The following is a 24,726-nucleotide window of genomic DNA, read 5'->3' as shown; positions in this document are numbered from 1 at the left end:
GAGGGGAGGATGTCTCTCTAATCGTCCCAGGTTACCGGGTCGCCGCGGCGGATGGAGCCGTCGTCCAGGACTTGGGCGTAGGCGCCGCCGCCCCAGTCGGGCCAGAGGGCGTCTTTGAGGCCCTGCAAGGCCTCGTCCATGCGTTCGCAGGGCTTGGTTTCGCCACCGATGCGCAGGCGGCAGCCCCCCAGGCGCAGGACGCGCCGGCGCGAGTCGCGCAGGCAGAGGCCGGAGATGAGGATGTTGGCACGGCGCCGCTTGGGGTCGACGCCTGCTCCCAGGCGGGAGGTGATCTCCTCCCAGCGTTCTTGCTCGAGCAAGGTGACCTGGCGGGCGCCTCCCTGGTTGGCATTGCCTTCCAGTCCGCGTCCGGCTAGCAGGCGTGCCTCTTCACGCTCATCCATGGGCCCGCGGAAAGAGCGCTTGATCCAGATCTTCTCGATGCGGCCCTGCTCTCTGGATTCATTCACGGCGCCCTCCGCTCGCTCAGGTTACACCAGGGACGGGGCTTTGACGACCACCAGCGTGACGTCGTCCTCCAACTGTCCGCCGGGCGCCAGGCGCACGGCTTCGCTGGCCAGCCGGTCGGCGATCTGCTGGGCGGGCAGATGGGCGTCTCGACGCATCAGGTCGAGCAAACCCTGGGGGCCCAGCTCCTCGCCGTCGCGGCGGCTTTCGGAGAGGCCGTCGGTGTAGAGCAGCAACAGGTCTCCAGGCTGCATGGCCACGCGGCTGTAGTTGTAGGTGGAGTCTTCGAAGAGCCCCAATACGGTGCCTCCTGCCGCCAGTTCCTCCGCTTCCCCGCCGGCCCTCAGCAGCAGTCCGGGATTGTGCCCGGCATTGCAGTAGGTGAGTACGTCCTCGCGTTCGTTGTAGACGCCGTAGAAGGCGGTGACGTAACGGCTGGGCGAAGTCGTCTCGCAGAGCAGCCTGTTGGTTTTTGCCATGATCCGCTCGATGGCGAAGTTGTTGCGGATTTCGGCCAGCAGAGCGGCCCGAAAGGCCGACATGATCAGTCCCGCCGAGATGCCCTTGCCCGAGACGTCGCCGATGACGATCCCCCACTGGCCGTCGACGATGGGGATGAAGTCGTAGTAGTCGCCGCTGACCAGATGAGAGGCGATGTTCTTGGCTCCGATCTCCAAGTCGGCGATGAGAGGCATGCGCTCGGGCAGAAAGCGCAATTGGATCTCGCGGGCGATGCGCACCTCCTGCTCCAGGCGGGCCTCGGCCTGGCCGCGCAGAGCCGCCTCGTCGGCCAGCACGAAATGGTTGAGGGCAATGGCCATGTGGGGGCCTAGGGCCTCCAGATACTCGAGATCGTCACGGCTGAAGCGCGGCCTTCGCCGCAGCACCTCCACGATGCCGATGAGGCGTCCGTCGCGCAGCAGGGGTGCGGACAGGCTCCACAGTCCCTGGGCGGACTGACCGGCCAAGGCCGAGCTGGCCCGGGCGGCCTGGCGAGCCGTGTCCGACAGCTCGCCTTCTTCTTCCCCCTGCTGCGGACGCAACTCGCCCCCGCTTACGTCGAGGGAGAAAAAGCGCACCTGGTCGGCGGCGAACTCCGCCGTCAGGAACTCCCTCAGCGAGAGGAACAGCTCATCGCGTCCGCGGGCCTGGTGAAAGGCCTGCAGGTAGCTGAGCAGCAGTTTTCGTTTAGCGCGGCGGCTGCGCGATTTTCGCGTGGCAGCCCCGGGATCCATAAGCAACATGGCAAATCTCCGCACACCTCTACCGGACTTCGGCAAGGTGCTGAGTCGCTATAAGACGACTTGAGGGGGGTAAAAGTTTCAAGAGCGGCGCAGGAGACGGGCCGCCTCTACGGCGAAATAAGTCAGGATGCCGTCGGCGCCCGCCCGTTTGAAGGCCAGCAGGCTCTCCAGCATCACCGCCTGGCGGTCCAGGTGTCCGGCCTGGGCGGCATCGCAAAGCATGGCGTATTCGCCGCTGACCTGGTAGGCGTAGGTCGGCAGGCCGAAGGCCTGCTTGACGCGGCGCACGATATCCAGGTAGGGCATTCCCGGTTTGACCATGACCATGTCGGCGCCCTCTTCGATGTCCATGGCCACTTCACGCAGCGCCTCGTCGCCGTTGGCGGGATCCATCTGGTAGGTGCGTTTGTCTCCCTTGCCCAGGCTGGAAGCCGAGCCCACCGCGTCGCGGAAGGGGCCGTAGAAGGCCGATGCATACTTGGCGGCGTAGGAGAGCAGCAGCACGTCCTGGAAGCCGTTTTCGTCCAGGGCCCGGCGCACCGCGCCGATGCGTCCGTCCATCATGTCTGAAGGAGCGATGACGTGGCAGCCGGCCCGGGCCTGCACCAGGGCCTGCTTGCACAGCGCCTGCAGGGTTTCGTCGTTGACGATGCGGCCCTTGCGCAAGAGTCCGTCCTGACCGTGGGTCGTGTAGGGATCGAGAGCCACGTCGCAGACGATGCCCAGGGGCAGTTCAGCCTCCCGCAAAGCCCGTACCGCCCGGCACGCCAAATTGTCGGGGTTGTAGGCCTCCTCGCCTTCGGGGGACTTCTTGGCCGGGTCGGTGGCCGGAAAGAGCGCCACTGCGGGGATGCCCAACTCGGCGGCCTGGCCCACCTCCTCCACCAGCAGATCGATGGTGAGACGCTCGACGCCTCGCATCGAGGCGATGGGCGTGCGCTGATTCTCGCCCTCCTGCACGAAGACGGGCCAGATCAGGTCGTCGGCGGAGAGCCGCTCTTCACGCACCAGTCGGCGCGACCAGTCGGCCTGGCGCGTCCGCCGCATGCGGGTAAAAGGAAAACGGCCCCAGGCCCCGGGAGAAGCGTCAGCAGTCATAAGGCGAGTCTAGCAAAGTTCGGGGATATTGCAGAGGATGCCTTGCGCGGGCATAATTTAAGCACCATGAGCGAAGAGAAGGCACCCCCTGTCGATCCTGAGTTGTTGGAAATTCTGCGTTGCCCCGAGGCCGTCCAGCGCAAAGACCTGGGCGACGATCCCGGACGCCTGGAGTTGATCAAGGATTGCTGGCTGGTGTGCCAGGACAGCGGCTACAAGTACCCCATCCGCGACGGAATCCCCATCATGCTGGTGGAAGAGGGCAAGCGCTGGAAAGACACCTCCCCCGACGACCTGCCGGTTCCTCCTCCCGCCTAGCGGCCTGCGGTCGAATTTCCAAAAACCCAATCCCCAACTCCCAAGGCCGGATCGGGCCCTTGGGAGTTGGCGGTTGGAGATTGGGAGTTGCGTAGCTAATTGGGGCGGACTCGGCGTTCGAACTGGCGTACGGCGTCTTCGGCCGCATCCTTGACGTCATGCACCCGCTCTTGCAGGTCTTCGCGCACGTCTTCCAGGTAATCCTGTACGTGACCGGCTTGACGTTTGAGCATTCGACGGGTGCGGGCGCCAGATCGAGGCGCCAGCAACAGAGCCGTCACGGCTCCAGCCGCCGCACCGCACAGAAAAGCCAAACACATTCCACCGCATTCACTTCGATTCATCTATACCTCCCGGCCGCATTTGGGCCTGTGAAGTCAAAATTTCCGGGCAGGTCTCAGCCTGCCGCTATTCATAACTATGAGATGCAAATCGCCTCAAATCAAGTCGCTCCTCCGAGCGATGCGGCTTTGCCGCCACCTTCCTCTCCGTGCTAAGATTCCGGTTTTTCCATGAGGACGATTTCAGTACACCAAATTGCCTTTGCAAAGCCGGGCCGAGGCTGGAAACGCTGGCCCTCCAGGCTGCCGTTGCTGTGCCTGATCCCGGCGTTGAGTTGGGCCTGCAGCCAAGGGAACGGTCTCAGTGACCTGTCGCTGCCCGGTCCGGGGACTGACCGCGTCAGGCCCTTTCAAACTCCTGGAGTCAAAGCCCACGTCTTTCTTTTCACCCGCGCCGATTGTCCCGTCTCCAACCGCTATCTCCCCGAGATCCGGCGCCTGAAAGAAACCTACGGCCCTCGAGGAGTCGCCTTTTGGAGGGTCTATCCGGATCCCGACATAAGTGGCGCCGCCATGCGTCAGCATGGACAGGATTTTGCAATCGACATCCCCGCCCTGCGCGATCCCTCTCATCGGCTGGTGGAAGCCGCCGGGGTCAGCATCACGCCCGAGGCGGCCGTTTACCTGCCTGAGGGACGGCTGGTCTATCGGGGACGGATCGACGACCGCTACATCGAGTTCGGAAAGTACCGGCGCGTCCCCACCCGCCATGATCTGGAAGAGGTATTGCGGGATGTCATCGGCGGCCGGCCTCCGGCTTTCCGGGCCACCAGAGCTGTCGGGTGCTACATCGCCGACCTGCGACCCCGTGGGGCTGCGCCCTAGGGGCTTCGCCAAGGTCCAACTTCCAGGGCCCAACTTTCCAGGGCCCAGGTCCAAAGGGGGCGGCTGGCAGGATTCTTTGCCAACCGGGGGCGGCAGTCCTTCGTCTCAATGAGGCGAAGGAGTCTGCATGCAACACCTGTTCTCTGATTTTCGTCATGGACTGCGCTGGTTTCGGCGCCATAGCGGCTTCGCTTTAGGAGCCGCCGCCACGCTGGCGCTGGGCATCGCTGCGGCTACCGCCGCTTTCGCCGCCGTGGACGCCGTGCTTTGGCGTCCTCTGCCCTATCAGGACTCGCGGCAGCTAGTGGCGGTCTTTGAATCCGACCTGACCTGGGGAGGCGCAAGGAATCCCACCTCGCCGGCCAACTTCGTCTCCTGGAGCGAATCTTCCCAGGCCCTAGGTCAGTGGACGGCGGCACATCCGTGGGAACCGGTCCTGACAGGGCGCGGACCCGCCCAGCCGCTGCAGGGTCTGAAAGCCACTGCGCAACTCTTCGACCTGCTGGGCGTGGAAGCCGCCTTGGGACGCCCTTACGACCCCCAGACGGTGGGCCAGGACGCTCGCGTGGTGGTGCTCAGCCACGGCTTGTGGAGCGACCTCTTCGCCGCCGATCCCCAGGTGCTGGGCACCTCGATGCGGCTGGACGGAGAGGACTACCGGATCGCCGCCGTCATGCCCGAGGGGTTCGCGTTTCCGCCTTTCTGGGCCCGCGGCGCCCGCTTCTGGGTTCCTTTGCCGCTCTCGCCTCAGGAGCGGGCCCGTCGCGGAGCCCGTTTCCTGCGCACCTTCGCCCGATTGCGCGAAGGACACACGATCGAAGAGGCGCGGCGCGAGATGGACGCCCTGGGAGACCGCCTGCGCCGGGAATTTCCCCACGACAACCGCAACATCGAGGTCGTGGTCGAGTCTTTGCAGGAGCCGGTGGTGGAGAACGTCCGCCCCGCCCTCACGGCGCTGGCGGGAGCGGTGGCCTTGATTCTCCTCATCGCCGCCGCCAACACCACGGCTCTGCTGCTGGTGAAAGGGGCTGCCAGAAGGCAGGAATTGGCCTTGCGCCGCTCTCTTGGAGCCACCGGCCGGCGGCTCCTGCGCCAGTTGCTGTGCGAAAGCCTGCTCATCGCCCTGGCTGCCGGGTTGGCCGGTACGGTACTGGGCCTGGCGGGAGGCGGCTTGCTGCTGGGCTACGCTCCCGACCTGCCCCGCCTGGGGGAGATCGGGCTTTCCTGGCGCAGCGTGCTCTTCGCCGCCGTCCTCTCCTTGCTGTGCGGGTTATTGCTGGGCGGCCTTTCGGCCCTCCAGGCCGCCAACCGCTCCCGCTTAAGCGGAATGAGGGGCACCACCATTTCGCGCCGCCAATCCCGCTTCCAGGGCGGACTGGTGGCGGCCCAGATCGCCCTGGCTCTGGCCCTGGTGGCGGGAGCCGGAGCGCTTCTCCAGAGTTTCGCCAACCTGCTCCATCTCGATCCTGGCCTGAAGGCCGACGGACTCCTCTGCCTGCAGCTCAGCTTCCCGCCTCGGCTGGGTGGTGAAGAGCCCGGCGCGGCCGACCGGCAGAGAGCCTTGATGGAAGAAGTGGCGCAAGCCCTTTCAGGGCAACCGGGAGTCGAGTCGACGGGCTTCATCAACCATCTTCACATCGGAGGAGACCTGTGGGGAATGGGACTCTTTCCTTCTCCCGCTAGGGGCGCCGATGAAGAGGAGATCCGAGCTTCCGTACGGGTGGCCACTCCGTCTTTTTTCACGGCCTCGCGACTGACGCCGCTGAGGGGGCGCCTCTTCGACGGAAGCGAACGGCCTGACGGTCGGCGGCTGGCCGTCGTCAACCGCGCTTTGGCCCGCAGTCTGGGCGGGCCTGAGCAGGCGGTGGGCCGCCGCTTGCGCTTGGGCGACCATAACGACGATCCCGTGGTGGAGGTGATCGGCGTGGTCGCCGACGTCCCCCAATACGATTTGACCCGGGAGGTCCGGCCCGAGATCTACCTGCCCTATGCGCATAATCCCTATTCCTGGTTCGCCAAGACCTGGCTGCTGGCCAGAATACCCTCGGCCCGGCCCGAGGAGGCGGCACCTGCGGTCAGGGCCCGCCTGCAGGAGGTCGATCCCAATTTGGCCGTGGGGACGGTGCGCAGCTTCCGCGGACTCATGTCCGACAACATCACGACTCCCCGCTTTCTCGCCCTCTTGCTCTCCTGCCTCTCCGGCCTGGCGCTGGTATTGGCGATGGCGGGGCTTTACGGCCTGCTGGCTTACAGCGAGGGCCGCCGCCGCCGCGAGACGGGGCTGCGCATGGCTCTGGGCGCCACACCCTCGCGCATCCTCAAGGGGGTGATGGGCAAGTCGCTGCTGCTGGCGGGAGTCGGGAGCTTGGCGGGGCTGCTGCTGGCTTGGCTGTTGGCGGGCTACCTGCGAGGAGTCCTGGTGGGAGTCGAGCCTTTCTCCGCCTCGACGCTGCTTCCGGCGGCCGCCACTTTGCTCGTCTGTGCCCTGCTGGCTTCGCTGCGTCCCGCCTGGCGAGCTTCCCGCGTCGACCCCGCCCGAACCCTTTCCGAGGAGAGCTGAGCTCTCAAGACAATGCCTTGAGGAGCTTATCCAGGGCTTTGGCGCGGTGGGAGATGCGGTTCTTGGCTTTGGCCGGGATTTCGGCGAATGTTCTTTTCAGCGGAGGATAGTAGAAGACGGGGTCGTATCCGAAACCCTGTTGTCCTCGGGGAGCGTCGATAATGACTCCTTTCACGCGTCCTTCCACCTCGAAGACCTTGCCCGGCGCCATCAGGCAGAGGGCGCAGACGAAGCGGGCGCTGCGCTGAGACTCCTTGAGGGCGCCTTGGGCCGAGAGCATTTCCAGCAGGCGGCGAATACGCTCCGGATCGTTGTCGGCCAGGCGCGCCGAGTGGACTCCCGGACGTCCGTTCAAGGCATCTACTTCCAGGCCCGAGTCGTCGGCCAGGGCGGGGAGTCCGGTGAGCCGATGGTAGTGCTCGGCCTTGAGGCGGGCGTTGCCGCCGAAAGTGGATTCCGTCTCTTTGGGATGGGGTGCTTCAGGGAAGGCCTCAAGGGTGACGAGTTCGAATCCGCAGGGCTCCAAAACGCGCCGGAACTCTTCGGCCTTGCCGTTGTTGCTAGTCGCGAGAAGAAGGCGCAATGGTAAAACTCTTGAGTGTCTGCATGAGTGAGTCCAGCTTGTCTCCAAGCTCTGCCTGCAGGACTTCCTTCTGCTTGTCCATCAGTTCGCGGATGCCCTTTTCAGCCAGGTCGATCAGTTCTTCGTGCTGTTTGCGCGAGAAGGCGTGTTTCTCGGCCGTCCCCTGGATCTCCACGAAATAGCCGCGTCCGGTCATCACCACGTTCATGTCGACGTCGGCGTTGGCGTCCTCATCGTAGTGCAGGTCGAGGCGCGGGTCGACGCCGATCAACCCCACGCTGACAGCCGCCAGGTAGTCGGTCAGAGGCGCCTCTGAGATCTGCTTGTTCTCCTTCATATGGGCCAAGGCCAAGGCCAGCGCCACGTAGGCTCCGGTGACCGAAGCGGTGCGGGTGCCCCCATCGGCCTGGATGACGTCGCAGTCGACCCAGATGGTGCGTTCGCCCAGCCGTTGCAGGTTGACCACAGAGCGCAGAGCCCGCCCGATAAGGCGTTGGATTTCCTGGGTGCGTCCCGAGGGCTTGCCGCGGCTGGACTCGCGGGTCATGCGGGAATTGGTGGAGCGGGGAAGCATGCCGTATTCGGCCGTCACCCATCCCTGGCCCTTGCCGCGCAGCCAGATGGGCACCCGGTCTTCCACGCTGGCCGTGCAGATGACCCGCGTTTCGCCGGTGGTTATGAGCACTGAGCCTTCAGCGTGTTTGGTGAAGTGAGGCTCGATCGTGACCGGACGCAGTTGGTCAGATTCTCTTCCGTCGCTGCGCTTTGCCATGGGCAGCCATTCTACACAATGGCTGGCGGGGAGCAAGCTGAGCAGGGGCCGGCGCGGCTTGGCCTTCAAGGGGGCGGCTACTCGCTGAAGGGTCGGCTGATGGAGACGTGTCCGGCGAAGGTGGGTGCGTCCTGTCCCCCCACCAGGAACTTGACGCGCTTCACCTCTTCCAGATTGGCCCTCAAAGAGCGGGTCAGCGAGCGCAGGGCCCCGTATTCGCTGACGGCCCCACCCGGCAGACCGAGGGCTGTTTCCTGGGAGAGATCGACGACGGCCGTTCCGTCAGCCAAGAGGTAGACCTGGCGCAGGCGGGCCTCGGCCGGGAAGACGTTGGGTCCTTGTCCGCTTCCGCGCAGCACCTCGCCGATGATCTGGCGCGCCTTCAGGTGCGGATCCTCGAGGCGGGCCACCTCGCGCCTGATCGAGACCAGCCGTCCTTGGGGAACGCTGGAGGGACGGTAGAGGTAAAGGGTCAGCTCGATCTGATTGTCTTCTTGGTCGGCCGCTTCCAACACTTCGGGATCGGCCACGGCGGCGCTGGGCGGTTCCTCTTCCCGCTGCAGATCGCGGCTTTGAAAGAAGAACACCAGGAAGGTGATGAGGGAGGCGGCGGCCACCAGGCCCACGGCCAGCAGGATGCGGCGACGCTCGTTGGAATGGAGGAGGCTCACTGCAAGTACCTTTCCAACGCTTGCGCCAGGCTGTCCACCAGGCGGTCCTGGAAGACGGGATCGCGCAATCTGCGCCGGTCTTCAGGATGGCTCAGAAATCCTATTTCGATGAGGACGGCCGGCGCGTCCACCGGTTCCAGCAGGCGCAGGGGAATCTCCACCACCTGATTGTCGGTGCCGAAGAGCCGATTGAGGTCCTGTTGCAAGGCGACGGCCAGTCGGCGGCTCTCCGCCAGATGGCCGGACTGAGCCTCGCTCCAGGGCTTGAGCGGGGCGGCCAAGTCCGGCGCGGATCGCAATCCGTTTTGGGATGTCTGACCGAGCCTTTCCGGGGCCGGGCCGGAATCTGGCGCCGCCCCCCCCTTGCGGGCCAGGGGCACCTGCAGCGGAGCGCTCCCGAGAGGCTGGTGCACGTAGACCACCGGTCCGCCTAGCGCCGACCAGGCGTCGTTTCCCAGGTGCAGGCTGACGAAGGCTTTGGGCGCGAATCCGTTGGCGATGGCGCTGCGCTGCTCGAGGTTGAGATCGACGTCCCGGTTACGGGTCAGGACGGCGGGACGACGGGCCTGAGAAAGCCTGCGGCCGAGTCGCTCGGCAAGCTGCAAGGCATAGTCCTTCTCCGACAGTTGGCCCGCGGCAGCCGAAGAGTCGGCCGTACCTTCGCCCTGGCCGGACCGGGAGCGAAGACTCTCGATGACGCCCGCATCCCGTCCGCCGTGGCCCGGATCGAGGACGACTTCGGCCCTCCCCCGAGATCGCCGGGGTTGAGACGAAGAGTAGAGATCGAGCACATGGCGGTCAGGAGAAGTCAGCTCGAGGTACTCGTAGCGGTCGTACTGAGGACCCTTGACGAGGCGGATGGCTCCCCGTCCCAGGCGGTCGAACGTCAGAGCGGCCACGATATCCACATCGGGACGCTGCTCCGGCAGGTCCACCAGCGGACGGAACTGGCCGAAGTCGATGACCAACACCCTCCCTTGGTCGTCGATGCGGATGGGGACCGCCCGCGCCGGCTGAAAGACCACCCGCACCCGATGGGGCGGATGGTTCTGCAGGCGAACCGTCATCTCCACGTCCTGAAGCCCTGAGAAGCGGTAGCGGGTTGGCGACAGCCGGGTCAGCCGCCCGTCCAGCAGATCACGCACCACGCGATCCAGGAAATCCACGGTGACGTACCATTCTCCCTGGCGGCGCTGCCAGACGGGGGCGCTGAGCTGCACATCGGGACCTCGGTCGCGGCCCACGATGACGCTGCCCTCCCGCAGGCGGGCGGTTCCCCGCGGACCTCTGAGGGTCAGGCGGTCGTCTTGCGGCGACAGGCGCAGATCGAAGATCTCGGCCACTTCGCGCACGCGGTAGTAGCTGCGTCCCTCCTGGCGCAGGGACGTCACCCTCGAGACCTGGCTGCCGATCTCCACCTCGAGATCCTGATAGGCAAAGAGCGGACACGTCGCCCACATCGTCAGCAGCAATGCCGCCCACGGCATCCTGCCCCGTCCCGATGCAGGCCTGCGGGTCCCCGGCCTGGTGGCGTCCCCTTCCTTCATGACCGTCCATTATAGTGTCATCCTCCGATGGAAAGTTGCGCTGGCCCTTGAGCGCGCCGCGGGGCGGACAGGGTTTGCAAAAGCGCGTGCTACAATTTGGACCATGAGTGAAAGCGATCCGCGCCACACCAATCGCCTCAAGCAGGAAAGCAGCCCCTACCTGCTCCAGCATGCCCACAACCCGGTCGACTGGTATCCCTGGGGTGAAGAAGCCTTTCAGCAAGCCCGCCGACAGGACAAGCCCGTCCTGCTCAGCATCGGCTACTCGGCCTGCCACTGGTGTCATGTCATGGAACGCGAGTCTTTCGAGAACGAAGGGATCGCCGGACGCATGAACGAACTCTTCGTCAACATCAAGGTCGACCGCGAAGAGCGTCCCGACGTCGATGCCATCTACATGAACTTCGTACAGATGACCACGGGGCAGGGAGGGTGGCCGCTGACCGTGTTCCTGACTCCCGACCAGGTCCCCTTTTACGGAGGCACCTACTTCCCGCCCGAAGACCGCTACGGACGCCCCGGCTTCCCCCGCATTCTGGCGGGCGTGGCGGAGGCCTACCGCAGCAAGCGCGAAGAACTGGAAGCCTCCAAGCAGGAGACGGTGGGGCACCTGCAAAGGGCGGGCGAATGGAACCTTCCCGAGGGAGAGGTCGACGTCTCGGTGCTCGATCAGGCCGCCAAGACCCTGCTCGGAGCAATTGACCGCAGCCACGGGGGATTCGGAACCGCACCCAAGTTTCCGGCCGCCATGGCGCTGGCCTTCCTGCTGCGTTATCAGAAGCGGACCGGTTCGGCGGAAGCCGGCAATGCGGTCCGGCTTTCCTTGGACAAAATGGCCTCAGGCGGGATGTTCGATCATGTCGGCGGCGGTTTTGCGCGCTACTCGGTGGATGAACGCTGGCTGGTGCCCCACTTCGAAAAAATGCTCTACGACAACGCTTTGCTGGCCCGCCTCTACCTGGAGAGCTACCAGCAGGGCGGCCGGGAGCAAGATCGTCGGGTGTGCCAGAGCATCCTCCAGTGGGTCGAGCGCGAGATGACCGATCCTCAAGGGGGATTCTACTCGGCTCTGGACGCGGACAGCGAGGGCGTGGAGGGCAAGTTCTACGTGTGGACTCCTGATCAGACCCGGCAGGTGCTGGGAGAAGAACGGGCCGCGCTCTTCAACGAGTTCTACGACGTCAGCCCGAGCGGCAATTTCGAAGGCAAGAGCATCCCCCATCCGCTCTACGACTTGCCCTCTTTCGCCCAAAAGCACGGCCGCAGCGAAGACGAAATGGGATCTTTGCTGGAGGAGTGTCTGGAGCAACTGTTCGAGGCCCGCGAAAAGCGCGTCCGCCCAGGACTCGACGACAAGGTGCTGGCAGCCTGGAACGGAATGATGCTGACCACTTTCTCCCAGGCCGCCTTCGTCCTGCAGTCCTCCGATCTGATGGAGACGGCTCGCCGCAATGCCCGCTTTCTGTGCAGCCAGATGATGGAGGGGGACCGTTTGACGCGCACCTGGAAAGAGGGTCAGGCCAAGCTCAACGGATATCTGGAAGACTATGCGCTGGTGATCGAAGGCCTGACTGCGCTCTACCAGGCCGGGGGCGAACTGGAATGGCTGGACAAGGCGGTGGCCCTGACCGAAACCCAGATCGAGCTGTTCTGGGACGATTCCGAGGGAGACTTCTACTTCACTCCTGAGGACCACGAGGACCTGTTGGTGCGGCAGAAAGAGTATTTCGACAACGCCACCCCCTCGGGCAACGCCGCCGCCTGCTGGAATCTGCTGCGGTTGGGGATTCTTGCCGGGCGTCAGGACTTGGCCCAGAAGGCCCGCCGCATGCTGGCCAAGGTGTCGCAGGGCTGCGCACGCCATCCCCAGGGTTTCGGCTACTGGCTGCAGGCCCTGGACTTCGCCTTGGGACCGGTGGCCGAAGTGGCGGTGCTGGGTTCTCCCGACGAACGCCGGTCCTTGCTGCGCCCGCTGCGGGAGACCTTTATTCCCAACCTGGTGCTGGTTCAGGCCGAGCAGGCCGACCCCCGTAGGGCGGCTCGGGTCCCGCTGCTGGAAGGCAAAGACGCCACCCGGGCGACTGCCTACGTGTGCCGCAACTACGCTTGCCGCCAACCCGTTCACTCGGCTTCCGAACTTGAAGAGCAACTGGCCCAAATCGATGCCTGAGCCGTGCCGCTTCAAAGCCCCTGCTGGTGGGGGTACGATGCATCCATGAGTCGATTCGCCGTTTATTGGACCTTCTTGCGTCCTTTCACGCTCTTGGTTCCCGCGGCGGGGATGATCTCCGGCGCCCTGATGGGACTGGGGGCCCCGCCCCATCTGCAGTCGGTTTGGGCTTCGTCACCCTGGGGCGTGGCTTTCGACGTCGCGGCGGGAGCCGCCATGGCCGGCATCCTCAACGGCTTCTCCAACGGCATCAATCAGATCTTCGACCTGGAAGTAGACCGGGTCAACAAGCCTTCCCGTCCTCTGCCCAGCGGACGCATGAACCTGGCTCAGGCCTGGACCGTCAGCATTCTCTGCCTGCTGACGGCGCTGGCGCTGGGGGCGCTGGTCAATTGGCAATGCCTGCTGATGGCGCTGGCGGCCGTCTTCTTCACCACCATCTATTCGGCTCCTCCCCTGCGCACCAAGAGCCGGGGGCTGTGGGCCAACATCACCATCGCCATTCCCCGCGGGACCCTGCTCATCGTGGCCGGCTGGTCCTGCGTCAAGGACATCTTCGAGAGTCCTCAGCCCTGGATCGTGGGCGGCGTCTTCGGGCTCTTCTTCATGGGGGCGGCCACCACCAAGGATTTCTCCGACATCGAAGGCGACCGGCAGGGAGGATGCCGCACCCTGCCCGTCCTCTACGGAGTGCGCAAAGCCACCCTCATCATCGCGCCCTTTTTCGTGTTTCCCTTCCTGGGACTGCTGGCGGCCTGGGCGGCAGGCCTGCTGAGCGCCGATTCGCGCATCCTGGCTCCCCTGGGGCTGCTGCTCTGCTTGTGGGGCGCTTACATCGCCCGCCTCCTGCTCAAGACCAGCCATCAGTGGACGTCGGCCGGCAGCGGCGGATTCGAAAACCACCCCAGTTGGAAGCACATGTATCTCCTCACCCTGGTGGCCCAGGCCGGACTGGCTCTGGCCTACCTGGTCGCCTGAAAGGTCCCCGGCCATGTCTCTTCCCCGTGAAACGCCTACTCAACCGCTGGCTCGCGCCCTGGCCTCCCGCTTCGCTGCCTGGGACGCCTTCTTCAGCCCTCCGGGCCGGCCGCTGCTGTGGCTGCTCTTGACCACTCCCCTGGCGGTGGCGCTGGGCCTGCTGGCCGGAGGCCTTTGGCTGCCTCTTTTGCAGGCTTGCGCCTTTTACCCCCTCTTCGCCGCCCGCCTCTTTCGGTCGCGATGGAAATCCGCCGTGGCCGCCGCGCTGCTGTGGGCTTTTTGGACGGCCCTGCTGGTGGGGACCGTTTCCTACGCCGCCCCCGAGTGGAGCTCCCACCGCATTCTCAGGGCCCAGGCCTATCAAGAGGAAATGTTCACCTGGGTGGAAAGCGGGCGGGGAGCGGAGGGCGACATCAGGCTCTTCCTGCCCCAGCACGCCCTCCATCTGGGGCTCTTCTCCTTGCTTTGCCTCCTCTCCCTGGGATTCCTGGGCCTGCTGATGGGCGCCGTGCTGATGAACTACATGTCGTTCTATGTGGGGACGCTGCTGGGTTACGCGCTGGATATGGCGACTGTACTGGCCATGGCTTGGCCGCCCTGGGCCATGTGCCGGGTGGCCGGATTCATCTTCATCGCCGCGGCGCTCAGCGGTTGGGCGGCCCGGCGCCTGGGGTTGCCGGACCTTGCAGACTGCCGGCTGCGGCCGGCGTTGGCCGCCGGCGCCGCCTTGATCGTTATGGACGTCTTTCTTAAATGGTGGCTGGCGCCATACTGGCAGCCGCTGCTCAAGGTGTCTACCCGACTGCCTTGATAGCATCTCACCGAATCGGTTTCGGCAATTTTTTGTGGCGCGCGTTGAACGTTCTGGTTGACGGCCTCCGTCTATGGGTCTAGAATAACAGGGAAGTCTGAGCCTGCATCGGAAGTGTGCGCGCACTTCGAGCGCGTACCGAGAGAGTGTGTATGAGGGGAAATCGACTCCACTGGCTAATTGCAGCCGTCATTTTGGCCCTGCTGTATCCGTGCAGCCTGATGGTCGCGGCCTCTCCTGCCGAGTCTGAATCGGGCGATTTGACGGCCCGCATCACCGACGAAAAGGGCCAGCCCCTGTCTGGCATCCTCGTCAGTTTGCAGGGAGCGTCCCAAGACCTGCCCATCCTGGCCCGGACCAACGCCTCGGGCCTGGTTTTCCTCAAAGACATCGCCAGCGGCACCTACGAAATCCTCGTCCGCAGCGGACGCTTCCGCAACGCACGCGATACCGACATCCAGATACGTCCGGGCCGCACCGAACTGGTGACGGTCATGTTGCAGCAGATTCTGGGCGTCGAGATCGCCGAGGACCAGAATCTCAATCAGGCAGCCTTCTTCCGCGGCGCCAGTCAGCGCCGCGTCGTGTTCCGAAGCGACGACAACGGCGACATCGGCGGTGAGACCCTGGAATGGGGCCGGCCCAGCCGGGCCGTCCTCAACGTGACGTCCAGCCCGGGGCTGGGAGGCGACTATCTGGTTTTCCCGGCTGATTCGGCTTCCTCCACCATTACCAACTTCGCCGTTGAGAATCCTCTCGGGTTCAGCGGTTCCTCGGTACTGGCCGGGCAGCTCAGTTCGGGCGAAGATTCGATGTGGCGGCTCAAGAACTTCATCAACTACCAGATGAGCGAGCGCCACAGCCTTCAGGTCTACATCGGCTACGGACGCTTGAGCTTCGACCAGCCTCACCTGACACTGGGCGATTCGCCCCTGCAGGGCGGGGGCGCCGATCTGTCTCAGATCAGCGGGCCTCTGCGCTCCCTCAGCCTGGGACTGCAAGACCGCTGGGACTGGGGCCGCACGTTGACGCTGGAGTGGGGTTTCGAGCTGAATCAGGTTCGAGCCCACGACACCCATAACTTCGCCAGCCCCAACGTCAGTCTTTCCTTTGAGCCGCGGGAGGGCACCGAGTTCCGCCTGCTGGCCGCCTCCAAACGCGACACCGTGACCAACAGTCTGGCGTTGCCCAGCGGCGACAGCATCAACTTGTCCGACTCCTTCTATGTCTCCCGGGTGGGGGACGAGTTCCGCCTGGGAACGACCCGTTATCAGCAGGCCAGCCTGCGCCAGCAGGTGGGGGAATCAAGTTTCGTCGAGGCCGCCGTCTTCAGCAATGAGATGGACGGCGCCGGGCGCCCCTTTGCCGTAGACGGTCTTTCCCACGGTCTGCAAGTGTTGCAGCTCGACGGCCGCCAAGCCGATACCAGCGGCTACCGGCTCATCTACGAACGCCGCATCAACGACCATCTCAAGGCCTCCGTGACCTACCTCTACAGCCGTGCCTACGGTTTGGATGAGGAGGGAGGACCTCTGCAAGCCGTCGGCTACCAGGACTTGGCCAGCCTCTTCCGGCGTCACGGCTATCACAGTCTGGCCACCCAAGTGGACGCCTACCTGCCCTTCAGCAAGACCACGGTCACCGCCTTGGTCAAGCTGGTCCCCGAGGGCAACCCCATTCCTTCCCTGGACGCCTACAGCGACCGTTACCAGACTTCCAACGAGAGCGTCAACGTCTTCGTACGCCAGATCCTGCCCATGCCTCAGGGGCTCTTCGACTTCCTGGGGCTGGACTTCTTGACGCCTCAGCACATCGAAGCTCTGCTGGATGTCCGCAACCTGACCAACCAGGACGTAGGCACCGTCGAAACTCCGATGGGCGACCTGGTGCTGCTACAGAACCCCCGCACGGTTCGCGGCGGCATCGCCGTCCGCTTCTGAACCTGCTGCGACTTCCGGCCCGCCGATGGCATCTTTCAAGGGGAGCGGGAGGCTGCGGCCCAAATGCCGATCCAAATTCTTGAACCCTGCTTCGCTTATTTGGATCGGGAGGAAGCGGAAATAAGCCTGAAGCCGCTTGCGGCGTTTCTCCGAGCGGGAAAGAGGCCCTTATTTGGGGCCATTCGCTGTGAGCCGCCATGCATGGCATCAAAGTTGCTTCTCTCGGGGCGGAGAACCGCCGCCGGCTTGATGCGGTTCTTTTTCCGCTAGAGGTAGGGCGAACCAGATGGCAATCAGTGAGCGATTGAAGACAGTGCTGGCACTGATCGTCACGGCGCTGGCCGTGTGGATCGGTGTGCTTAATCTGCATCAGCGCTTCTCTCATCCGCTCTATGATCAAGGCGTCCTATGGTCCCAATCCGAGCAGGGATTGGTTGCCGAGGAGGTGCTCGATTCGCCCCTCTCCAACTCCCAGGGAGCCACGCTGGAAGCAGGCGACTTGCTGGTCTCCATCGACGGACTGCCCATCGAGGACTTCAATGACTACAACGACGTGGCCTCTCACCTGGAGAGCACGCCCGGCCAGCCTGTCGAGTACGTCATCCGCAAGGCCTCCAGCGGTGCTGAAGTCGCTCTCAGCGCCCCCGTCCGCCTGAGCCTCCGCCTGCTGCCCATCGACTTCGCCTTGCCCTTCCTGGCTGTGGGTTTCCTGGCCATCGGCGGCTTTGTCTACCTGCGCAACTGGAGAGCCCGCGGAGCGTTCCACTTCTACGGCCTGTGCCTGGCCTTCTTCGTGATGCTCCTCTATCGCATCTCGGGCAGCGGCGACGCCGTCGATCAGATCGTCTTTTGGGCCGACGGCCTGGCCTTTCTGGCGGCGGGACCGCTCCTGCTCAATTTCGCCGTCACCTTTCCCAAGCCTCTCCCGCTCTTGCAGAGGATGCCGCGGCTGAAGGGTCTCATCTACCTCCCCTTCGGCCTGCTGGCCTTCCTCTACGCTCTGTGGTTTCGGGGATTGCTGCAGCCCTTTGGGCTGCCTTTCGATCTGGCCACTTCCTACTGGTGGGATCTGGTCCACCTGGCTCATCTGCTGCTCTTCCTGGGGCTGAGCGCCTGGGCACTGCTGCATGTGCAGCGCGCTCAGGCCGATGTGCGCGAGAGCCGGCAGATTCAGTGGATCACCGCCGGCCTCTTTTTCGGAGGCCTGCCTGTCATCCTGCTTTACCTGCCCCAGGCTGCGTGGGGATCGCACTTGGGCGGTCTGCTCGATTTTTCGGTGCTGTCGCTGCTGCTGGTTCCCCTGGGCTTCGCCTATGCCATCACCCGCTACCGCTTGATGGACGTGGACGTGATCTTCAAGAAGGGCGCCGTCTACGCCCTCACCTCGGCGGCTCTGCTGGGGATTTACCTGGCGCTGGTGCTGGGCTTGGGCCGCCTGGTGCAAGGTTTCTATACCTCCGACGAGTCGTTCACGGTCTTCGCGGCTTCAGCCCTGGTGCTGGGATTCGTTTTCGCCCCCCTGCGCAACTGGGTGCAGGGCTACCTGGACCGCCGCTTCTACAAAGCCGAGTACGCCTACCGCGCCTCCTTCGCCGAATTCGAGCGCACCCTGGGCTCGGAAACTCGCCTGTCCGAACTCACCCACAAGATCTGTGAACGGGTTGAAGCAGCCTTGAGCATTCGGCCGGTGACGATCTTCCTGCGGGACGATCAGGAATCGGGGTTGTTTCATCTCTACCGTTCGGCGGGCCGCTTCGCCCTGGCTCAACAGGACGGCAGCGTGAGGCTGCCGGAGCAACTCCTGAACGCCTCCGAGGCCACTCACATTCCCGTCCAGGGCGAGGGCGGACTGGGGCTCTCCCATCTGATCTTCGGGGACTGGGGCATCGAGTACGTGCAGCCTCTGAGAGTCAGGGGACGCATTATCGGATTCATGGGCTTGGGTCGCCGCAGCGACGGCCACCCACTTTCCAGCGAAGACCTTTCCATGCTCTCGACCTTGGCCGGCTACGCCGCCATCGCCGTCGACAACGCCATCCTCTACGATTCGTTGGAGAACAAGGCCGGCCAGCTCAACCGGCTCCGGGCCTACAGCGAAAACGTGGTCGAGAGCATCACGGTAGGCGTGGCTGTCCTATCGCCCGAGGGCCGCGTGACGGTGTGGAACAACGCCATGGAGACGCTCTACGGGCTGAGCCGCAGCGAGGCCGAGGGCCGCCCCTTCAAGGAGCTGATGCCCGAAGGAGTGTTGGAGGCCGTACGCAACTTGCTGGACGGACCGGGATGGGCCGTCGAATCCACCCGCAACCTTCGCAAGACGCGCCTCAAAGACCGGCAGGGACGCGAACATTTGACCAACATCACCCTGACGCCTTTCGTGGCCCAGGAAGGGCTCGATTCCGGCTTGCTGGTGCTCTTTGAAGACATTACCGAAAGGATCCAGTTGGAAGGCCAGTTGCAGCAGGCCGAGAAACTGAGTTCCATCGGACTTTTCGCGGCCGGAGTGGCCCACGAGGTCAACACCCCGCTGGCGGGGATCTCTTCCTACGCCCAGATGCTGCTCGGCCGCATATCGCCCGAAGATCCCTCCTACGAGACCCTGAAGAAAATCGAGTCGCAAAGCTTCAGGGCCTCCGAGATCATCAACAACTTGCTCAACTTCGCCCGAGTCAACGACGCTCAACCCACTGAAGTGAACCTGAACACTCTGATGGTGGAAACCGTCTCTCTGCTGGAACCGCAGTTCAAGAAGGGACAGGTGGAGGTGGATGTCGACCTCGATCCCTACCTGCCCAAGACGGTGGGAGTGGGGGGAAAACTCCAGCAGGTTTTCATGAATCTGTTCATCAATGCGCGCGACGCCATGCCGGAGGGCGGCAATCTGCGCGTCCGCACCTATCGCGAAGACGGCCAAGCCGTTGTCGAAGTCGAAGACTCGGGCAGCGGAATCAGCCCTCAGGACCTGAAGCGCATCTACGATCCTTTCTTTACCACTAAGGAAATCGGCAAGGGAACGGGATTGGGACTGTCCGTCTCCTACGGGATCATCCAGGAGCACCAAGGACGCATCAGCGTCGACAGCCGCCCTGGCCAAGGCACGGTTTTCCAGGTAAGGCTCCCGATCAAGCGGTTGAACTGACAGCTCCCCCTGGAGCTCGGCCCGGCCCCGGGAGGAGCCGTGGCGGCGTCCGGGTATTCTCTGGCGGTATGAAGGCTGGAACGTCATGAGCAAAGAACCGTCCGTTTTGGTGATCGACGATGAAGAGGTGATGCGCGACGTCATCAGCCGCCTCTTGGAGCAGGAGGGCATCCGGGTCCTCAGCGCCGCCCGTCCCGAGGAGGGCCTCAAGATCTTCCGCGAGGAGTTGGTGGACGTTGTTCTGCTCGACCTGATGCTGCCGGGCATGGACGGCCTCAAGGTGCTGGAGGAGATCTTCAAGACCGACCGTGACGCGGTGGTCATCATGATTACGGCCTATGCCTCCATCGAGAATGCCGTCAAGGCCACCAAGCTGGGCGCCTTCCAGTTCATCACTAAGCCCTTCAAAAACGAGCAGCTCCTGCAGGTGGTCAAGAACGGACTCGAGAAACGGGCCCTGGCCGAAGAAAACCGCCTCCTCAAACGCACCCTCAAACAGCGCACCTCCTTTCACAGCATCATCGGAAAGAGCGAACAGATGCAACGCGTCTTCGACCTCATCTCCCAGGTGGGGCCCGGACGCAGTACCGTGCTGATCTACGGCGAGAGCGGCACCGGAAAGGAGCTGGTGGCCAAGGCAGTCCACCACTGCAGCCCGCGGGCCGAAGAGCCTTTCGTTCCCGTCAACAGCGGCACCATTCCCTCAGACCTGCTGGAAAGCGAACTCTTCGGCCACACCAAGGGCGCCTTTACCGGGGCCACCTCGGCCAAGAAGGGCCTCTTCGAAGTGGCCGACGGCGGAACCCTCTTCCTGGACGAGGTGGGAACGGTTCCCATGGAAACCCAGGCCAAGCTGCTGAGAGTGATTCAGGAAAGGGAATTCCGGCCGGTGGGCGGCCTCGAGAACAAGAAAGTGGACGTGCGCATCATCGCCGCCACCAACGTCGACCTGAGAAAGGCGGTGGACGAAGGCGAGTTTCGCGAGGACCTTTTCTACCGCCTCAACGTCATCTCCATTCATCTGCCGCCCCTGCGCGACCGCCGCGACGACATTCCGCTGCTGGTCGACCACTTCGTGCGCGTCTACTGCGAACAGAACGAGCGAGATCTCTGCAGCGTCGATCAGACCGCCTTGCGGCTGCTCATGGAGCACTCCTACCCCGGCAATGTCCGCGAACTGGAGAACATCATCGAAAGGGCCGTGGTGCTGGCTCCTCCCGAGGCCGTCATCGACGAGGAACTGCTGCCCCCCGAAGTGACCGAAGCTTCGAGCGGCATCGGCTACAAGATCATGAACGAAGGCGCCTCCCTCAAGGAGATGGTGCAGGAATTCGAAAAGAGCCTGATCGTCACCGCCCTCAAGAAGACCGATTGGAACCAGAAGAAGGCGGCTTCCATACTACGTGTCAATCCGACCACGCTGAATGAAAAACTCAAGCGGCTGGAAATCCGCATACCGACTTAGTCCCTGGCCTGCGCCAGGCCAACTAGGGCCACTAGGTGGCCAACAAGTTCACACACGTGTCAAGTTTCAGTGACCGCGGTGAAGTCCCAATTGCCTCTCGGCGGTATGAGACTGCTCGCTACGACTAGGCGGACGAACCGAGATAGGCCCAGACGACCACGGTCATGTCGTAGAGGGCATGAGCGGCAATCGGAGCGGCGAGGTGGCGTTGCTGCAAGTAGAGAAACCCGAAGATCGCACCCAAGACAGCCGCCGCAGCGGCTTTGTCGGGCCCCTGAAGCAGGTGGAGAGCGCCGAAAAAGAGACTCCACAGAGCCAGTCCCAGCCAGACGCCGCCCAGGTCGCGTCCGAACCGCTCCAGCACGAAGGCCCGTTGGATCTCTTCCTTGAATCCTCCCACCGCCAGACTGGAGAGCAGAAAGAAAAAGAGGTCGAGGGGACCCTTGATGAGCTGCAAGAGGGGATTCTCGAGCGAGGACCAGCGGGGGAGAAATTCGGCGAAGAAACGGATCACCAGGTAGGCCGCCAGCAACAGCAGGGGGACGCTCAAGATACCCTTGAGCGCTTGAGCAAAAGCCCGGCTGCGCCGCCAGCCAATGTCTTTCCAACCCTGACCTTCCCAGCGCAGGAAGAAGAAAATCAGCAGCAGCGTGAAAAGCGATTCCAGCAAAAGAAAGGCGAACAGGTGCCCGCGATGCACTTCCAGCCGGCCGGGATCGGGCAAGCCCAGCACAAGACTCGCCGCCACCTGTCCGAATACGGCCACCGCCGCGACTTGGAAGGCGCTTCGGAAGCGCCGCAGGAATCGCTCTTCGCCTCTCATGCGGAGGTGATTTTAACGGTCTCAGCCACTTCTCGAAAGTTCCGGCATCTATTGATGGGATTTTTGTTGTAGAAAGGCTTGGTGCGGCTATAATGCCGTTTCTAAGGAGGTTTTTGACATGGCACGGGGCTATGACAACGAGGAATATGAAGAATTCGACGACGACGATTATGTAGACGATGACGACTTCGATGACGAAGACTTCGATGATGACGACTTCGACGAAGACGACTTCGACGATGACGACGATCTCGATGACGACGATCTCGATGACGACGATTATGACGACGACTTCGACGAAGACGACTACGACGACTTCGACGAGGATGACGACGACGATTACGACGACTTCGAGGACGACTTCGACGACGAGGACGACGAAGACGACTATGACGACGACTTCGACGGCAACGGCGACTTCGATTACGAGGACGACGACGATTTTGACGAAAGAGGTGGCGGAAGGTATAAAAGGAAGGGGTATTATCATTGAGCCCGCGCGCCTGATCGCCCCTCGGAGGCGTAGGCGGATTGCCCAAGAGGCGCTGCAGCCTGCATTCGAGTTGGCTAAAGCGCCCAAACGCTAGTAAACTAGCAAGTTAGGACTTTCGGCGAGGCTGTCGCGGCGAATCGTTCGCCGGCCGGCGGTCATTTCTGTGGAAGCCAAAGTCAGAGCAGCAGAACGCTTCAAGTAGATTAGATAGATGAGGAGGAATGACATGCTTCGCCTACGAGTGTTGCTGACGATATGTCTCGTGCTCCTGCTGGCTGCCGGACTGGCCGCCCAGGACAACGGGAAAATCAAGCAGTTGACCCCGACCTACAGTGGATCGACCGGACTCTTCAGCACTCCTTTCGCAGACACCCTGCGGCAAGGAGAGTTCTCATTTTCGCTGAACGCCTACTACGCACACCGCGAACCCGGCGATCTCTCCCTGACCGTCTTTCCCATCACCGCTACGGTGGGTCTGACTGACCGCATCGAGTTCTTCGCCTCCTACGAGATTCACAAGCGGGTGCACGCCAGCCAGATCCAGACCAATACGGTCTTCCCGGGAGCCAACCAGACTCCTACCCAGATCGGCCCCCGCGGCTGTTTGCCCAACGACTGCACCACCAGCTTCTTCAACGACACCCCGTTTCTTGACGTTGGTTTCGGCAGCGGTCCCGGCGAACTCTCTTTAGGCGCCAAATTCAACATCCTCTCCGAGCGCCGCGGAGACGCCCTGGGACTGGCCGTACAGCCGGTCGCCAAGTTTCACCTGGATGCCAGCCGTGGACGTCTGGCCCGCGGACTTTCCTCGGGAGCCAACGACGCCGGCTTCGACTTCATCCTCTCCAAGGACATGCCCAACAGCGGAACCTTCACCGCCAGCTCGGGCCTGATGATCACCGGCGACCCCAACGGTGTGGACCGCCAGAACGAGTGGAACTTCGGACTGGGTGTGGGAGTTCCTCTGGGAAGTGCCAAGAAGGTGCACTTCATCGGCGAACTGACGGGTACCGTCTTCTACGGTGAACGCCGCGGCCTGGCCAATCCTCACAACCCCGTCGACGTGATCGGCGGACTGAGGGCCTTCCCGGCCAAGTGGCTGGCCATTTCGGGCGGCTACATGGGCTATGTCGGCGCCAACATCGACGAAGCTTTCGGCATCGACGAGACCGACCGTCACGGTTTCTGGGCCCAGTTGGCTTTGCAGCGCAAGATCAACCGTCCTCCGACGGTGAGCTGCAACCCCGCCCAAACCACCATCACCGAAGGCGAGTCGGCCACCGTCAACGCCCGCGTCAGCGATCCCGACGATGACAACCTGACCATGACTTGGTCGGCTTCCGGCGGACGCCTGAGCGACAGCGGAACGTCTGCCACCTTCGATTCCACCGGTCTCGAGGCCGGACGCTACACCGTCAAGCTGGACGTCAGCGACGGCGAGGCCACGGCCTCCTGCTCGGCTGATGTCAATGTCGAGAAGAACAAGCAGCCGCCCACCATTACCTGCCAGCCGGGCAGCGTCAGCGTCACCAAGGGCGAGTCGGCCACGCTCAATGCCCAGGCCTCCGATCCCAACGGGGACGCCCTGACCTATTCCTGGACCGTCAACGGCCAATCGGTCAGCAACAACAGCCCCACCTTCGAGTTCGGAACCGCCCAGCGCAACCCCGGCAGCTACACGGTTGAAGTGACGGTCACCGACGTGGACGGCATGACTGCCTCCTGCAGTTTCGACGTCACCGTCAACCGCCGTCCCAACAACTGTCCCGAGGTGAGCCTGTCGGTCGATCCCACCGAGGTCTACGCCGGCGAAGATGTCCAGGCTACGGCCCAGATCAGCGATCCCGACGGCGATCCCTTCACCGTCGAGTGGTCGGTCGACGGACGCACCCGCACCGGCAGCGGCAACAGCTTCACCATCGATACTTCCGGCTTGGCCGGCGGATCGCATACGGTGGAAGCCAAGGCTACCGATGACCGCGGTTGCGAGGGCAGCGACTCGGCCACCTTCAATGTGACCGAGAAGGTCATCATCCAGATGCCTCTGGACAACATCGGCAAGGCCAAACTGGACGAGATCGCCCTCAAGATGCAGCAAGAACCCCGCCTGCGAGCCGTCATCACCGGGTACACCGACGACACCGGCTCAGAGGCCGTCAACGAGCGGGTCGGTCTGAGACGCGCTAATCGCGCCAAGGCCTATCTGGTCGATGAACGCGGCATCAGCGAGGACCGCATCGAAGTCAAGAGCGGCGGCGAAACCAATCCCATAGCCGACAACTCCACGGCTGAGGGACGCAAAGAAAACCGCCGCGTCGAAGTTGAGCTTTCCGTCCCCTAGACGGCAGGCTGGAGCTTCGCTAACCGTCGGGCCTCCTCGCAGCAATGCGGGGAGGCCCTTTTTGCGCCAATTTGCGGCCCGCCAAGGGTCCGCGAAGGTTGCCTTTACCAGGGGCCAATCGGTTATCCTCTAAGGATGC

20 protein-coding genes are annotated in these 24,726 nt (G+C 63.5%); 11 read left to right on the top strand and 9 right to left on the bottom strand.

Going from position 1 to position 24,726, the window contains the following annotated elements; all coding sequences use genetic code 11:
* Positions 1-17 precede the first annotated feature (17 nt).
* The 3 genes from VLU25_18840 to hemB form a co-directional block, all read right to left on the bottom strand.
* Positions 18-470, bottom strand: a complete 453-nt coding sequence (locus VLU25_18840) for an MOSC domain-containing protein (GenBank protein ID HSR69992.1) — start codon at positions 468-470, stop codon at positions 18-20.
* Positions 471-491: 21 nt separating this feature from the next.
* A complete protein-coding gene (locus VLU25_18835) occupies positions 492-1,712 on the bottom strand; it encodes a PP2C family protein-serine/threonine phosphatase (protein ID HSR69991.1) in 1,221 nt (406 codons plus the stop codon).
* 78 nt (positions 1,713-1,790) lie between these two features.
* Positions 1,791-2,810, bottom strand: coding sequence for a porphobilinogen synthase (gene hemB, locus VLU25_18830; GenBank protein HSR69990.1), 1,020 nt, complete (start codon positions 2,808-2,810; stop codon positions 1,791-1,793).
* 66 nt (positions 2,811-2,876) lie between these two features.
* Between hemB and VLU25_18825 the strand changes: the two genes are divergently transcribed.
* Positions 2,877-3,128 carry a Trm112 family protein gene (locus tag VLU25_18825; GenBank protein HSR69989.1) on the top strand — a complete coding sequence of 84 codons (252 nt, stop codon included), beginning with the start codon at positions 2,877-2,879 and terminating at the stop codon, positions 3,126-3,128.
* A gap of 95 nt (positions 3,129-3,223) precedes the next feature.
* On the opposite strand, the gene VLU25_18820 is transcribed toward VLU25_18825, so the two are convergent.
* Entirely contained in the window at positions 3,224-3,448 is a 225-nt protein-coding gene (locus VLU25_18820; protein HSR69988.1) for a YtxH domain-containing protein, read from the bottom strand.
* A 192-nt stretch (positions 3,449-3,640) separates the two neighbouring features.
* Here VLU25_18820 and VLU25_18815 point away from each other — a divergent pair, with 192 nt between their 5' ends.
* Together VLU25_18815 and VLU25_18810 are read left to right on the top strand one after the other, a co-directional pair.
* Positions 3,641-4,294, top strand: coding sequence for a redoxin domain-containing protein (locus VLU25_18815; protein ID HSR69987.1), 654 nt, complete (start codon positions 3,641-3,643; stop codon positions 4,292-4,294).
* A gap of 127 nt (positions 4,295-4,421) precedes the next feature.
* Positions 4,422-6,854, top strand: a complete 2,433-nt coding sequence (locus VLU25_18810; protein HSR69986.1) for an ADOP family duplicated permease — start codon at positions 4,422-4,424, stop codon at positions 6,852-6,854.
* 4 nt (positions 6,855-6,858) lie between these two features.
* Here VLU25_18810 and rdgB read toward each other — a convergent pair whose 3' ends face one another.
* The 4 genes from rdgB to VLU25_18790 all read right to left on the bottom strand — a co-directional run bounded on the left by rdgB (position 6,859) and on the right by VLU25_18790 (position 10,427).
* The gene (rdgB, locus tag VLU25_18805) at positions 6,859-7,437 is read right to left on the bottom strand and encodes an RdgB/HAM1 family non-canonical purine NTP pyrophosphatase (GenBank protein HSR69985.1); all 579 of its coding nucleotides are present in this window, start codon (positions 7,435-7,437) and stop codon (positions 6,859-6,861) included.
* A complete protein-coding gene (gene rph, locus VLU25_18800; protein HSR69984.1) occupies positions 7,415-8,209 on the bottom strand; it encodes a ribonuclease PH in 795 nt (264 codons plus the stop codon). The genes rdgB and rph overlap by 23 nt, the downstream gene beginning before the upstream one ends.
* A 77-nt stretch (positions 8,210-8,286) precedes the next feature.
* Positions 8,287-8,880 carry a GerMN domain-containing protein gene (locus tag VLU25_18795; GenBank protein HSR69983.1) on the bottom strand — a complete coding sequence of 198 codons (594 nt, stop codon included), beginning with the start codon at positions 8,878-8,880 and terminating at the stop codon, positions 8,287-8,289.
* On the bottom strand, positions 8,877-10,427 hold the full coding sequence (locus VLU25_18790) for an N-acetylmuramoyl-L-alanine amidase (protein HSR69982.1): 1,551 nt from the start codon (positions 10,425-10,427) through the stop codon (positions 8,877-8,879). Before VLU25_18790 ends, VLU25_18795 begins: the two co-directional genes overlap by 4 nt.
* Positions 10,428-10,530: 103 nt before the next feature.
* On the opposite strand from VLU25_18790, the gene VLU25_18785 reads away from it, so the two are divergent.
* The 6 genes from VLU25_18785 (at position 10,531) to VLU25_18760 (ending at position 20,930) form a co-directional block, all read left to right on the top strand.
* Entirely contained in the window at positions 10,531-12,597 is a 2,067-nt protein-coding gene (locus tag VLU25_18785; GenBank protein HSR69981.1) for a thioredoxin domain-containing protein, read from the top strand.
* A gap of 45 nt (positions 12,598-12,642) precedes the next feature.
* Complete coding sequence (locus VLU25_18780; GenBank protein HSR69980.1) at positions 12,643-13,575, top strand: UbiA family prenyltransferase; 933 nt, start codon at positions 12,643-12,645, stop codon at positions 13,573-13,575.
* A gap of 13 nt (positions 13,576-13,588) precedes the next feature.
* On the top strand, positions 13,589-14,386 hold the full coding sequence (locus VLU25_18775) for a hypothetical protein (protein ID HSR69979.1): 798 nt from the start codon (positions 13,589-13,591) through the stop codon (positions 14,384-14,386).
* A 152-nt stretch (positions 14,387-14,538) separates the two neighbouring features.
* On the top strand, positions 14,539-16,326 hold the full coding sequence (locus VLU25_18770; GenBank protein ID HSR69978.1) for a carboxypeptidase-like regulatory domain-containing protein: 1,788 nt from the start codon (positions 14,539-14,541) through the stop codon (positions 16,324-16,326).
* Positions 16,327-16,612: 286 nt separating this feature from the next.
* Positions 16,613-19,465: an ATP-binding protein gene (locus VLU25_18765; protein HSR69977.1), complete on the top strand. Its 2,853-nt coding sequence runs from the start codon at positions 16,613-16,615 to the stop codon at positions 19,463-19,465.
* A gap of 85 nt (positions 19,466-19,550) precedes the next feature.
* A complete protein-coding gene (locus VLU25_18760) occupies positions 19,551-20,930 on the top strand; it encodes a sigma-54 dependent transcriptional regulator (GenBank protein ID HSR69976.1) in 1,380 nt (459 codons plus the stop codon).
* Between the two features lie 124 nt (positions 20,931-21,054).
* Here the strand turns inward: VLU25_18760 and VLU25_18755 are convergent, their stop codons facing one another.
* Positions 21,055-21,753, bottom strand: coding sequence for a CPBP family intramembrane glutamic endopeptidase (locus VLU25_18755; GenBank protein HSR69975.1), 699 nt, complete (start codon positions 21,751-21,753; stop codon positions 21,055-21,057).
* Positions 21,754-21,871: 118 nt separating this feature from the next.
* Here VLU25_18755 and VLU25_18750 point away from each other — a divergent pair, with 118 nt between their 5' ends.
* Complete coding sequence (locus VLU25_18750; protein HSR69974.1) at positions 21,872-22,246, top strand: hypothetical protein; 375 nt, start codon at positions 21,872-21,874, stop codon at positions 22,244-22,246.
* 226 nt (positions 22,247-22,472) lie between these two features.
* On the top strand, positions 22,473-24,587 hold the full coding sequence (locus tag VLU25_18745) for a PKD domain-containing protein (GenBank protein HSR69973.1): 2,115 nt from the start codon (positions 22,473-22,475) through the stop codon (positions 24,585-24,587).
* The last annotated feature ends 139 nt before the right edge of the window (positions 24,588-24,726 follow it).

The sequence above is a fragment of the Acidobacteriota bacterium genome, assembly GCA_035471785.1.
In the GTDB taxonomy this organism is placed as follows: domain Bacteria; phylum Acidobacteriota; class UBA6911; order RPQK01; family DATIPO01; genus JANQFM01.
Note: the sequence above shows the minus strand (reverse complement) of the source record. Positions and strands in the feature narration are given on the sequence as shown.